The following is a 13,791-nucleotide window of genomic DNA, read 5'->3' as shown; positions in this document are numbered from 1 at the left end:
GATGTTGATTACAGAAAACAAAACGATAGAAATATATTACAAAGCATTGCTAGAAAGAAAAGAAAGCTTTGTGGGAATATTTTTTGTGGGTGTAAAAACGACTTCTGTTTTTTGTATCGCTACCTGTAGAGCGAGAAAGCCAAAATTAGAGAATGTGGAATTTTATACTTCGTTTAAAGAGGCACTGGATCATGGATATCGACCTTGCAAAATTTGTAAGCCTACAGAAAATGCTAATGAAGCACCAGAACAGGTAGAAAAAGCCATTGCCCTGATAAAGCAACATCCTAAGGAGAAAATCACAGATGATCAGTTACGGAAACTAGCCATCAGTCCAGAGGTTGTGAGACGATGGTTTAAGAAAAACTACGGAATGACGTTTCAGTCATATCAGCGAATGTATCGGATTAACAATGCTTTTCAGGAATTAAAAAAAGGAAAAAATGCTACGCATACTGCTTTTGATTCTGGATATGAATCCTTGAGTGGTTTTGGGTACACTTTTAAAAAAGTAATCGGTAATTCTCCTCTAAAAAGTATACATAAGAATGTAATTTTAATTAGTCGATTAACAACACCTTTGGGACCTATGTTTGTGTGTGCTACAAAAAAAGGAATTTGTTTGTTAGAATTTGTAGATAGGCGCATGCTAGAAACCGAGTTTACCGATTTACAAAAGCGATTAGAAGCACAGATCATAGCAGGAGAAAACGAACACATCAAGCAAGCCAAAAAAGAAATCACTGAATATTTTAACGGGAAAAGAAAAATCTTTGATGTAGCCATAGAATCACCTGGAACGGAGTTTCAGAAAAGAGTTTGGCATAGTTTAAAAGAAATCGAATACGGAAAGGTAACTACCTATAAACAACAAGCAGAAAAAATCAATAATCCCAAAGCGGTTAGAGCAGTGGCGGCTGCAAATGGTTGTAATAGAATTTCTATCATAATTCCGTGCCACAGAGTAATCGGAAAAGATGGAAGTATGACAGGTTATAGTGGAGGTGTCGAACGAAAGAAATGGTTGTTAACACACGAAAATGAACATCTCTAATCTGGTTCGCTTATTATGGAAATAACGAACATATTGAGAAAAGATAATCTATGATCAGTTGTGTTAAAATCTCCTTTATTTTAGAGCGCATCACAAGTATCTTTCCTATTTTGCGAATAAAGACATATTAGATTGATTACAAATAGACTGCTATGAAATATTATACATCCTTACTGTTATGGATTGTTACATCAACTGCGTTTAGCCAATATGCCCAGAATGCGTTGATACCTATAAAACGTCATACTTTTTCTTCAGAAATATTAAAGGAGGAACGAAGTTTTCAGGTGTATTTGCCACCTAGTTATTTTTATAGTGATCAAGGTAGTTTTCCGGTCGTATATCTTATGGATGGGGATTATAATTTTTACCACGATACAGGACTCATCGAGTTTTTGTCTACGGTAGCAGATAAAATCCCAGAAATGATTGTAGTAGGTATTTCGGATAAAGGCAGTGCCAAATACCGTGAGTATTGTCGTCCTAATGCAGAAGGGACAGAAGGAGGACGTGCTAATACCTTTATGACTTTTCTGGAAGAAGAATTAAAACCTCTAATTAATAAAAAATACAGAACATCATCTTATGAAATCCTAGTAGGTCACTCTATGGGTGGTTTATTCGTTACGAATCATTATCTGGAAAAACCAGATGCATTTCATAGTTATATTGCCATTGATCCTTCTTTATGGTGGAATGACTATGCGCTAACTAAAAAAGCGAATACTGTTTTTATGGATCAAAAAGAATTAAGCTCCAACCTGTTTATTTCTCTAGCTAATACGCAAGGTATGGGTGTTAGGGGATTTGTAGGTGTACTGGATACGTATTTTCCATATGATACTAAATGGAGTTTTACGCATTATGAAGATGAGAATCATGGGTCTGTGCATATGATAGCGGTAAAAGAAGCTTTGTTACAATTATTTAAGAATTGGGAAGTAAGCCGAGACACGTTTTATACATTTAAATCATCGCAAGATTTAATGGATCACTACAAGAAGCTAAACTCAGAGTTTGCGACTCAGTTTTCCTTACCAGCATATAATTTTGGGAATATGATGAACTATTATTATCGCAAAAACTTAACAGCAGATATAGCCATAATAGGGTCTGAGATAATGAATCATTTTCCTAATTCTTTGGATGAGTTTTATAGTGTTTTAGGGCGATATCATCTGGAGGCAAAAAAATATGAGGAAGCTGAAAAGACATATAATACATGCTTAATAAAACGACCAAATTCTTTTCGTGCTTATGATGGTTTATCAAAAGTATATACTAACAGAAAAGAATTTAAAAAAGCAACAGAAACGAGCCGTCGTGCTATAGAACTAGCTAAAAAAGCAAACGCAAGACAATGGCAATTGAATGAATTACAATCTAATCTAGACAACATTATTGAGCTTTCTAAAAAGAAAAATTAGATAATGTTATAGCGCTTTTAACTTATTTGTGTCTTTACTAACCTATAGAAGTTGCGGGGTGTCAATGTACTTTAAAATTAAGTTGTTTTCAAATGAAAGACAATAGCTCCAATTCTCAAAATATGCATACAAAATTAAGGCTGAATTTTTTGGTTTAACCTTAGAATTCAGCCTCTATTTGTAAAATGTATAAAATCACGATTTAGTAGGAACCGCTAATTACTTTTTTTGTTACAATTACTTTATTTGTTGAGTCCAATAACCTGAGGAAATAAACTCCTTTGGGTACGTTTGTAGAAAAACTACTACTGCTAGCAGAGTTACTTATCGGTTCATTGGCAACTTCTCTACCATACATATCTATAAGTTGTATGCTGGTAATTTCATTCTTGTTTCCTGATAATTGAACTGTTAGATTTGTTGTAAACGGGTTTGGATAAATCGAAATATTGGTAATCTCTTCATTTCCAATTCTATTAGATAGACTCTGGCTACCACCAGAACAAATTACTTTAAATTCATTTACAGACGACCAACTACCAGAATATCCTGATGCACCTGTAATAGTTAGTTTTACATATCTAGCAGTTTGCGCAGAAAAACTTCTGTTAATCACCGAACCGCCAGATGTGTTATTGGAAGCATTGGTTAACACTGAGAATCCTGAAGTAGGGGAGTTTTTAGAGCCTTCAACAATAAACTGATATGCTCTATTGTTATATGGATATAAATCGATCTCACTAATAGCATATTCTTCTCCTAGATCTATTACTACGTTTTGAGGAAATCCTTCTGCGGACCATCTATTATCAGTATCGTTATCGATAATATTGCTTGCTGGGTTTGTTGTTTGTTGATCACTATATGAAGAAAGATTAGCATTTAATGATAAATTACTTCCCGCAGTACAACTAGGAATATCAATGGTATTGCCAAAGGCTCTAAATTGAAGAATGCTAACCCAAGATCCCGAATACACAGATGCACCGGATACGGTTACTCTAATATAACGTGCGTTTATAGAAGAGAAAGAATCCGTTACAGGAGCAGAAATTGTTCCAGGTGTAGCGTTATTGGTTCTATCAACTATTTCTGTATAAGTCCCGTTGGCATTAGTAGCAGTTTCGATAGTATATTGATATGCTCTGCCTTGATAAAAAACCAATTCTGTTTTATTAATGCTGAAATTATCTCCGAGATCTACAGTAAATGATTGAGGAAAACCATTGACTGACCAACGAGAATTAGTAGATCCATCTACTAGGTTGTCGGCAATATTGTTGCCATCTGGAGTTCCTGTGGACGTTACAGGTTTATTTAAAGCTAAATTGGCACTGGTAGTAGGAGAAATTACAGTTACAGTTGAGGTATCAGTGAACCCTCCATCCTCTGTATTTACTGTAATAATAGCTTGACCTGCACCAATGGCGTTGATTAATCCGTTAGAATCGATTGTTACCGCAGAAGTGTTATTACTGCTGTAGGTGACGTTTTGATTCGTTGCATTGTTAGGCGATATCATGGCTGTTAATTGCTGTGTGTTTCCAATTTCTATAGTGGTAGCATTCGGAGAAAGAATCACACTATCCACGGATATAGTAGCTGTTATACCTAATTGAGTTATAATGATTGTTCTGGTCAAAGATCCACCACTGACGATTACAGTACCAGTTCTTGTAGTGCTTTGTGAATTAGCGGAGACTGATATCACAGTGCTGCCATTATTTACTCCAGATGTAGGACTTACGGTGATCCAGGAACTATTATCGGATATTGTCCAGTTAACATTGGATGTTATCGTAAGTGTCTGACTTCCGGATGTAGCTGCAAAATCATCAATTGTGGATACTGCTAATATATCTGTAGGAGGTGTATTGCTGCAGGAACTTAAAGAATCACCCATATAATCAACAAAACAAGCACCTACGAGTAAAGCTACATCGCTATCGGAGTATGGAGATTGAGAAATATTTGATCCTGCATTAGTGCCAGAAATACTTAAAATTTCACCATTAGTACTAGCTGATAAATTTGCCGAAGAGAATCCATTTACTGATGCACCTAAGTTTGTGTTATCATATACATTTCCTGAATAAGATAACGATGAACCAATAGCTGAAAAATCACCATTATCATCTTCTGTAATAACATTTGTACTATTTGATGAATTACTAGAAAAGAAAATGACATTGTTATCAATGTTACCAGTGTTGTTGCTAGTACCTTTATCTCCATTAAAAAATAAAGGAGCATTGGTGTTTACAATTGTATTGTTGGAAACAGTAATGTCTTCTGATTCTTGGTAACCATTAGATACACTAGTAGCATCACAATTATCTTGAGAACTGGTAGAGCCTCCCATAAATGTAATTCCATTATTCCATTTAGCTTGATCAATAACAGTGATACAATCCTGGATGTAATTGTTGGTAATTGTATGGTCGCTATCTACTATTCGAATTCCTCCTGTTCCATCAACATTTTCTCCTAAGAAGTAGTTGCCTTCTACAGTAGCACCAGAACCATGACGTAATGTTAATGATCCTCTACACCTTCTAAAAGTATTGTTTTGGTAGGTGTTATTGTCACTTTTGTTGGTAATGATTTCGTTTTCGCCATCTGCCTCAACAAAATAGTTATTGCTAACTGTTGTTCTACAATCTACATTCTGGAATTCACTAGTCCCTACACGAATGGTTTCACTATCACCGGAGTTGGATAATGAAGGATCCATTTTTTCGTATTTATAAAAATAATTATTACGTATTGTATGACCAACAATGTCACAGCGGTTAACTTCTGCATTGTATTCTAATTCAACTAATACCAAAGCTCCCGCAGTAGATTTATTTAAAAAAGAACAATTTAAAACATTGTTATTATTTCCATATAAGACAATCCATCTATGTTTAACAATGGCCCCATCTTGTTCCGCTTCAGCCGCATCGCCTGGTTCAACACCTAAACCATCAATTACGCAATTTCTGATTGTAGAATTTTGTGCATAGGTTGTTCCGTTTCTGAATTGTATAAAATTACTAGCTCCGTAGCCTCCTTTCCAGTGAAAACCTTCGACTATGAGGTAGTTTCCGGCAATATCCATTTGTAGTCCGTTATTAAAAACAACACCACCAGGCGTTTGGGCTTTTAGAGTAATAGGATTTGATGAGGTTCCATTGGCACTAAATACAAGTCTTTCATCATTATTATAAGTTCCGTTTTCCCAGATGACTACATCACCTGGCGATAAGTTTAAATTGTTAAAATCGTCTATTGAATTAATGATGTACTCCGCAGCCAAAAGGGGAGTGGAGAAGAGAAAAACAATCATAAATAATGCTTTTACACTTCTTTTTTTTAGTAGTTTATTAAAGAGAAAAACATCTAGATCAGATTGTTTTTGCTTTTTTACAGACCAAAATGTGTGAAGATTTTTCATATAAAATGTGTTAAATAGTTTAGTTACAAAATGAGCTAGCCTTCGCAGTTTGGTTTGATTTTTATGTTTAGGTTTTAAAAGCTAGAGTATTAGTTTTGTTTTTGATTAAGGAATAAGTTTAGTTCTTAGTAGTGATATATTAAATTGGTTGACCAATTTAATGTTTTTTGCTGATATATTAATATTCTACGTGTGTAAATAATCTGATTGCGTGAATTTTGTTAATTAATTAGGGAAATATCAGTGATGTACTTATTGATATCTAAGATTAAACCATCCAAAGGCTTCATATAATTCTATATCGATCTTAATAACCTACACTTCATTAATAAGATTATATAGATAATAAGTTAGCTGTCTAACAAATTGATTTTTTTTATAACATAATATTTGATTCACCAATTTAAATAGTTCAATTTATATGAAAAATCTAATTAGCTCCTCCGTCTTCTTAACACTTAATACGTATTACTATTTTAATCTCCATTGAAATTATTTTGGACAGTTAAGTGTGCCATTTTTTTATCTTTTTATAAAATGCTCTAAAAAAAGTGATTTAGAATTATATTTAGTTTAACCTGAACTCAGTATAGCTATAATCATCTATTAGATCAATGTCATGGCATAGAATATATACCGTTTTTTTTGATTCTTTTTTTTCAAATCACCATTAATCTTTGATTCGTCTGATGTTGAAAATACGAAGCGTGCAAAAAAATCAATGTGATATCCAAGCGCTTAATCAATTCTATATAGTACCGTTAACCATTTTACTTTTCATTAATATATAACACAAAATATCATGACTCTAAAAAAAACCGTTTTTATCGCAAGTATTCTATTCACATCCTTAAGCATCTATAGTGTAAAAGGGCAAAATGCTATCGGAGGCCACTTTGGCTTTGTACAACCTTTAGTAACTATTCAGGACGGAGAGGTCTCTGATGGATTTGATCCATACACTATTGGGTTTCCAATAGGGGTAACAATCCGGAAAAGTGAAAAATTTGCTTTTGATGTAGAACTTGTGCCATTTATAAGTTCTAATAAGAATGCTGGCGGGGATAATGTTAGTTCTGTAAGTGAGTTATTAATACATCCAGGTTTACTCTGGGGTATCGGTAATAAACTTACGTTTGGAAATAGGATTGCTTATGAAACCAGAAGCGGAAGATATGGTATCACTCCACTATTAAATAGAGGATTTCTTATAGGAAAAACCAATGTTTTTGCAGAGCTAGTATTACCTGTAAGAGTAGGGAATGATCAAGAAATATCATTTACTGCTGCATTACATTTTGGAATAGGTTTCTAAATAATTTAGTAAAAAATAGCTATTTCCTTTATATGGTTTTTTGTATAAGGATTTCCCGTAATTATAGATAATATCTATTTACTTATAATTTTATAAATAATATTCTCTTTTTAGTTACAAAAAAGTACTACTATTTTTAAAAATCGGTACTCAAACAGTTTATTAATTAAAAAAAACACACAAATGAAAAAACCACTCTTAATAACCTTAATCTGCGTGGCATTTCTCTTAGTTGGATGTCAGCAAGATGAAGTAAAAGCAATACCAGGCGAAGCGCCTGCAAAAGGTGAATGCCCTTTTGGCTTCACATCAGAAGGACCATCAGGAGGTCTTAATGTCAGTAATGATGGTAAAACCAATAGAGACTGGTTTCCTAATCAAATCGATCTAAGCGTGCTTCGACAACACGCAGCTAAATCAGATCCTATGGGGAATGAATTTAACTACTCAGAACAGTTTGAAAGCTTAGATTACGATGCATTAAAAAAAGATCTTACGGATTTAATGACAGATTCTCAAGACTGGTGGCCAGCAGATTATGGGCACTACGGGGGATTATTCATTCGTATGGCATGGCACAGTGCGGGTACGTATAGAACTGGAGATGGTCGTGGTGGTTCTCGAGAAGGACAACAACGTTTTGCTCCACTTAACAGCTGGCCAGATAATGGTAACTTGGATAAAGCACGTAGACTTCTTTGGCCTATTAAAAAGAAATATGGAAGTAAAATCTCATGGGCAGATTTAATGATACTTACGGGAAATGTAGCCTTCGAATCTATGGGATTTAAGACCATTGGTTTTGCAGGAGGTAGAGAAGATGTTTGGGAACCTGCAAGCAATGTCTATTGGGGTTCAGAAACCAAAATGTTGGATGATGAACGATATACTGGTGATCGAGAACTCGAAAAACCTTTAGCAGCAGTTCAGATGGGACTTATTTATGTAAACCCAGAAGGCCCAAATGGAAATCCAGATCCTGTAGCGGCAGCGATTGATATAAAGGAGACTTTTGGACGCATGGGGATGAATGATGAAGAAACCGTAGCGCTTATTGCAGGTGGTCATACTCTTGGTAAAACTCACGGGGCTGCCCCTGGTTCTCACTTAGGTGCTTCACCAGAAGAAGCTAAGATAGAAGAACAAGGGTTGGGTTGGAAAAATGATTATGGTACAGGAAAAGGAAAAGATGCGATTACCTCAGGTTTAGAAGTAATCTGGACTGCGACACCTACACGATGGAATAATACGTTCTTTGCTAATCTATTTAATTTTGAATGGGAGTTGACCAAAAGCCCAGCAGGAGCCCATCAATGGCAAGCAAAGGATGTAGGAGAAATATTTCCAGATGCTTTTGATTCAGAAAAGAAACATAAACCTACGATGCTAACTACGGATCTTTCCTTACGTTTTGATCCGGTTTATGAGAAGATTTCAAGAAGATTTCTAGAAAAACCAGAAGAATTTAATGCTGCTTTTGCACGCGCATGGTTTAAACTAACGCATAGAGATATGGGACCGAGTACTACATATCTTGGACCTGAAATTCCTAAAGAAGAATTTATCTGGCAAGATCCAATTCCAGCGGTTAATCACAAATTAGTGAATGCAAAAGATATTGCTGACTTAAAATCAAGTATCCTAAATTCCGGTTTAACGAATAGCGAATTGATCTCTACAGCGTGGGCTTCTGCATCTACCTATCGCAATTCAGATAGAAGGGGTGGTGCTAATGGCGCACGTATTCAATTAGAACCTCAGAGAAATTGGGAAGTCAATAATCCTAAACAATTGAATAAAGTATTAACTACCTTAGAAAAGCTTCAAAGTGATTTTAATGCAAAAGGTAAAAAAGTATCAATCGCTGATCTGATCGTTTTAGGAGGATCTGCAGCTGTAGAAGAAGCTGCTAAAAAAGCTGGGTATCCTATCGAAGTTTCTTTTACTCCAGGACGTATGGATGCTACACAAGAGCAAACTGATGTAAAATCTATGGCATTATTAGAACCCATGGCTGATGGATTCAGAAATTATCTAAAAACAAAATATACACTAACAATCGAAGAATTGCTTGTAGATAAGGCTCAGTTGTTAACCTTAACTGTTCCCGAAATGACAGTTCTTCTGGGAGGTATGCGCGTTTTAAATACAAATCATGATAATTCTAAACATGGTGTTTTTACCAAAAACCCAGGAACGTTGACGAATGATTTCTTTGTCAATCTTTTGGATATGAGCACAGAATGGAAAGCTGTCTCTGATGCGAAGGAAAAATATGAAGGAAGAGACCGAGCAACAAAAGAGCTTAAGTGGACAGCTACACGTGCTGATCTTATCTTTGGCTCAAATTCAGAATTAAGAGCATTGGCTGAGGTATATGCTGGTGATGATGCTCGAGAGAAATTCGTAAAAGACTTTGTGAATGCTTGGAATAAGGTTATGAAACTTGATCGTTTCGATCTATAGTAAACTAGATATAATACCCGTTGTGCATTTTGATTTTTTATTCAAAATTCGTCGATTCGAGTGCTTCGAATAAAAGAAGAAGTGTATCGAGAATAGGATTTTGGATTAAAAAAGCTATTCTCGATACAATTTCCCTCCATTTCATTTTGGAAAATTACTCGAATTGACGCTTTTCTTTAAAAATGTATAATAGGTATATAACATAAAATTTCACCAATGAACCCCGCTTAATTATTAAAACTAAGCGGGGTTCTTTTATAGAATTCATTTAGAATTTTTTGACCGTAGTACAGGTTTTCTATTAAAAGGATTTGGTCGTTTCTGTCTTGGGCGTGACCGCAAGGGTATGTTTTGTAGTTTATCGTGAACGAAGCCAAAGAACTACAATTTCTCGCACTTTTTGGCCTCGGAGGAGAAGGCCATGGGATTTCCATTGCAATCCTTCAAGCAAAAAAGGAAATTTTCCGTAGACTTTTTTTTGAATTATAGATAATCAATATTTTGCTAGGTTTTACTTTTTTGTAAATTAATAATCTTAAAATAAGGTATCCCTAATTCTATGATAGTGTTACGTAAAATAATATCATTAACTATTGAATTAGAAAGTGTATAGTATTAGATTTGTGGTTAATAAAAAAATAATATAGATGAAATACGCCATATTCACTTTTATAATCGTTCTTTTTGTTTCTTGTAATGCAGGTCAAATAAAAGCGGATCTTAGAGCAGAGAACGAGAAAGAGATTATAAAATATATAGAGGATAATGGTCTGATCGCAGGAAAAAGTGATACAGGTTTACATTTTGTTATTCGTGAGCCAGGAACCGGAATCAGGCCCAGAAGATCAGATAAGGTTACTGTGGCATATAAAGGATATTTTACAAACGGTGCGGTGTTCGATAAAAGTGATGCAAACGGTATTTCTTTTGATTTACAAGAGGTAATAAAAGGCTGGAGAGAAGGGATTAGATATTTGAAAGAAGGTGGTAGCGGTACACTATTGATACCTGCACATTTGGGATATGGTCGCAGATCTGTAGGGCCGATTCCGGCAGGTTCTGTATTACTATTTGATATTACATTGATTTCGGTGAATTAAGAATCTTTAAATAGAACTAATGTAAAATTATGAAAGTAATCGGAATAGAAATAGATAAAAAAAGAGCAATCTGCGTGGTATTATCTAAAGATCCGCAAGGTGAATATATCAATCTTACTGGTAAGATCAAGTATATTGAAATTAAAGATGATCAGAGCAATCAGGATATTCAAGCTTTTCTAAAAGAGATTCATGCTTTTTTTGATGTTATAGAGCCAGCGCATGTTGCTATTATTAGTAGACAAACTAAAGGAAAGTTTGCAGCGGCAGCTGTTTCCTTTAAATTAGAAGCATTGATACAATGTTATCCAAATATCGAAATGAGTTTTGTTTCCAAGCAAACCTTGACTGCTTATTATAAAAAGAATACCCTTCCGGTATCGTTTGATAATGCTTACCAAGAAAATGCAACCAGATTGGCGGCGTATTTGTTGAGAAATTAGTGGCGTTTGATATCGCCAATACTTTTTTAGACGCTTTAGAATAGGAAAAATTCCATTATAAGAGGAAAAATTCCAAATCTCGATTATTTATTTTAAATTTGTACTCCAAAAAAAAGTAATGTCAGAAAAATTATATGCTGTTATTGATGTAGAAACCACAGGTAAAGGCATTAATGGTAATCGCATTACAGAAATTTGTATTGTATTGTTACAAGGCAATACAATAATAGATAAATTTACTTCTCTGGTAAATCCTGAATGTCATATTCCACCCTTTATTACAGGCCTTACAGGGATTGATAATGATATGGTGCGAAGTGCACCTAGATTTCATGAAATAGCAGAACGTATTGTACAGATGACTACAGGAGCCATCTTTGTGGCGCATAATGTAACTTTTGATTATAATGTGGTCAGAGGAGAGTTTAAAAACCTCGGGTATTCATTTGTTCGAAAGAAACTTTGTACCGTTCGCTTATCCAGAAAATTAATTCCGGGTATGTTTTCGTATAGTTTAGGGAAACTATGTTCTTCTCTTAATATTCCTTTAGAAGATCGACATAGAGCAGAAGGTGATACGGATGCTACTGTAATTCTTTTTCAACGGATTCTTAGCCTAGATCCTGAATTTTTGGTCATTAATAAATTCTTAAATGCGCGCTCTAAGGAAGCCACATTGCCGCCACATCTCAAAGTCGAAAACATAGATGCACTGCCAGAAGAAACAGGTATTTACTTATTTAAAGATCAAAAAGGGAAGGTGATATATGCTGGCAAAGCTAAAAATATTAAACAACGAGTGATCAGTCATTTTTATGATAAAAAGAATAAAGAATATGCACTAGGTCAGGCTACCTATACTATAGATTACGAAGTAACAGGTAATGAACTCGTTGCTTTACTATTAGAATCAGAAAAAATCCAAAAACATTATCCGAAGTTTAATAAAGCTCAGAAAAGACCAGTAGCTCCTTATTGTGTTATGTTTTATACGAATAGAAAAGGAGTGGTCCAATTGGCAATTGATAGATCGCATTCTATAGATCATTCGGTAGAAATATTTTATAGCAGGGCAGAGGCCGTAGAAAAACTCGAACAGCTTTGTGAAGATCATCAACTATGTCCACGATATTGTAGTTTACAGAGTACGACAGAAAAATGTTCTCATTATAAAATTAAGAACTGCAAAGGTATTTGCATAGGAGAAGAGTCTGTTGCCTTGTATAATATGAGAGTCCAAAAAGCTTTATCTTCTTTACGAAGAGATCAAAAGAGTTATTTTATTAAAGAAAAAGGCAGAACATTTAATGAGCAAAGTTTTGTAATGATCCAAGATGGTGTTTATAAAGGTTTTGGATATATCCAGGAAGATGAACAAATTGCTAAAATAGAAGATTTTGATGATTTTTTAAATCTTCAGAAGCATACTTACCATACAACCAAAATAATCAAAAGCTATCTACGTAAGAATGGAGATAGGAATATTGTTCCGATATAAATATTCTTAATACCTTTTTAGAAATTATAACAAAATCATGGTATACATCTATACTGTAAATTAGTACTTTGAGGAACTTATTATTAGCGATCGAAGTGGGATTGAAATTTTTAAAACAAGTCGTTTAAGTTTGTATGTCAGATCGAGTGGAGTATAGACCTAACCAATTATTAAGGATAACCTCTCGACTCTACTTGAGGAAACATTCTGATAGTTGTTTTTTTGTTATAATTATAATTGAACTGAAATTTCTAAATTAAATCATTTATTATCTATGAAAAATATACTTACTACAATGATTATATTCCTGACCATATCAATCTATGGTCAAAAAACTATTGATTTTCCTTCTAAAGATGGATTAACGATAACGGCAGATATGTACGAAGCTAAAGGCAGTAATCAGTTTATCATTCTTTTTCATCAGGCAGGATGGAGTCGTGGAGAATATCTAGAGATTGCTCCAAAACTTACCGCATTAGGATATCATTGTATGGCAGTGGACCAGCGATCTGGTGGTGCAGTAAATGAGATAACTAATAAAACAAATGCTGCGGCTAAAACAGAAGGTAAGCAAACAGGATTTAATGACGCCTACCAAGATGTAGAAGCTGCCATAGCGTATGTAAAAAACACTTATAATCCTGATAAAATTATTATTTGGGGTAGTTCGTACTCTTCTTCATTAGTTTTAAAATATGCAGGAGATTATCCAGATGCTGTGCAAGGAGTATTATCATTTTCTCCAGGAGAATACTTTGATAAAAAGAACTTTATTACTACCAGTGCAGATAATATTAAAATTCCTGTGTTTATTACTTCTGCGAAAAGCGAAAAAAAGAGTTGGTCAGGAATCTATGATGCTATTCCGTCAGATAAAAAGCAATTCTTTCTTCCCGAAACAAAAGGAAACCATGGGTCAAGAGCGCTTTGGGATAAATTTCCTGATAGTGATGATTACTGGAAAGTAGTAAATGAGTTTTTGAAAACTATATAATTAAATAAAAATTGCCTGATACTTTATTATTAGTACCAGGCAATTTTTATTT

At 34.4% G+C, this 13,791-nt stretch carries 9 protein-coding genes; 8 read left to right on the top strand and 1 reads right to left on the bottom strand.

The features are described 5' to 3' along the window. The first annotated feature begins 1 nt into the window (after window position 1). Window positions 2–1,054, top strand: a complete 1,053-nt coding sequence (locus Q0921_RS14610) for a bifunctional transcriptional activator/DNA repair enzyme AdaA (RefSeq protein ID WP_299258061.1) — start codon at window positions 2–4, stop codon at window positions 1,052–1,054. A 152-nt stretch (window positions 1,055–1,206) separates the two neighbouring features. Beyond that, complete coding sequence (locus Q0921_RS14605; protein WP_299258059.1) at window positions 1,207–2,481, top strand: alpha/beta hydrolase-fold protein; 1,275 nt, start codon at window positions 1,207–1,209, stop codon at window positions 2,479–2,481. Window positions 2,482–2,683: 202 nt separating this feature from the next. Here Q0921_RS14605 and Q0921_RS14600 read toward each other — a convergent pair whose 3' ends face one another. Further along, window positions 2,684–5,920 carry a chondroitinase-B domain-containing protein gene (locus Q0921_RS14600; protein WP_299258057.1) on the bottom strand — a complete coding sequence of 1,079 codons (3,237 nt, stop codon included), beginning with the start codon at window positions 5,918–5,920 and terminating at the stop codon, window positions 2,684–2,686. An 802-nt stretch (window positions 5,921–6,722) separates the two neighbouring features. Between Q0921_RS14600 and Q0921_RS14595 the strand changes: the two genes are divergently transcribed. The 6 genes from Q0921_RS14595 (at window position 6,723) to Q0921_RS14570 (ending at window position 13,739) form a co-directional block, all read left to right on the top strand. After that, on the top strand, window positions 6,723–7,235 hold the full coding sequence (locus tag Q0921_RS14595) for a hypothetical protein (protein WP_299258055.1): 513 nt from the start codon (window positions 6,723–6,725) through the stop codon (window positions 7,233–7,235). Between the two features lie 183 nt (window positions 7,236–7,418). After that, window positions 7,419–9,701, top strand: a complete 2,283-nt coding sequence (gene katG, locus Q0921_RS14590; RefSeq protein WP_299258053.1) for a catalase/peroxidase HPI — start codon at window positions 7,419–7,421, stop codon at window positions 9,699–9,701. 647 nt (window positions 9,702–10,348) lie between these two features. Continuing rightward, on the top strand, window positions 10,349–10,801 hold the full coding sequence (locus Q0921_RS14585) for an FKBP-type peptidyl-prolyl cis-trans isomerase (RefSeq protein WP_299258051.1): 453 nt from the start codon (window positions 10,349–10,351) through the stop codon (window positions 10,799–10,801). 29 nt (window positions 10,802–10,830) lie between these two features. Then, a complete protein-coding gene (locus Q0921_RS14580) occupies window positions 10,831–11,244 on the top strand; it encodes a DUF3010 family protein (protein ID WP_299258049.1) in 414 nt (137 codons plus the stop codon). A gap of 118 nt (window positions 11,245–11,362) precedes the next feature. Continuing rightward, a complete protein-coding gene (locus Q0921_RS14575) occupies window positions 11,363–12,742 on the top strand; it encodes an exonuclease domain-containing protein (RefSeq protein ID WP_299258047.1) in 1,380 nt (459 codons plus the stop codon). Between the two features lie 274 nt (window positions 12,743–13,016). Next, a complete protein-coding gene (locus Q0921_RS14570) occupies window positions 13,017–13,739 on the top strand; it encodes an alpha/beta fold hydrolase (RefSeq protein WP_299258045.1) in 723 nt (240 codons plus the stop codon). Window positions 13,740–13,791: the final 52 nt, after the last annotated feature.

This window comes from uncultured Aquimarina sp. (genome assembly GCF_947496855.1).
Lineage (GTDB): Bacteria > Bacteroidota > Bacteroidia > Flavobacteriales > Flavobacteriaceae > Aquimarina.
Note: the sequence above shows the minus strand (reverse complement) of the source record. Positions and strands in the feature narration are given on the sequence as shown.

Bases quoted from the DNA above. Each gene is read 5' to 3' on its own strand.
- Q0921_RS14610 (WP_299258061.1), top strand. From the start codon at position 2: ATGTTGATTACAGAAAACAAAACGATAGAAATATATTACAAAGCATTG.
- Q0921_RS14605 (WP_299258059.1), top strand. From the start codon at position 1,207: ATGAAATATTATACATCCTTACTGTTATGGATTGTTACATCAACTGCG.
- Q0921_RS14600 (WP_299258057.1), bottom strand. From the start codon at position 5,920: ATGAAAAATCTTCACACATTTTGGTCTGTAAAAAAGCAAAAACAATCT.
- Q0921_RS14595 (WP_299258055.1), top strand. From the start codon at position 6,723: ATGACTCTAAAAAAAACCGTTTTTATCGCAAGTATTCTATTCACATCC.
- katG (WP_299258053.1), top strand. From the start codon at position 7,419: ATGAAAAAACCACTCTTAATAACCTTAATCTGCGTGGCATTTCTCTTA.
- Q0921_RS14585 (WP_299258051.1), top strand. From the start codon at position 10,349: ATGAAATACGCCATATTCACTTTTATAATCGTTCTTTTTGTTTCTTGT.
- Q0921_RS14580 (WP_299258049.1), top strand. From the start codon at position 10,831: ATGAAAGTAATCGGAATAGAAATAGATAAAAAAAGAGCAATCTGCGTG.
- Q0921_RS14575 (WP_299258047.1), top strand. From the start codon at position 11,363: ATGTCAGAAAAATTATATGCTGTTATTGATGTAGAAACCACAGGTAAA.
- Q0921_RS14570 (WP_299258045.1), top strand. From the start codon at position 13,017: ATGAAAAATATACTTACTACAATGATTATATTCCTGACCATATCAATC.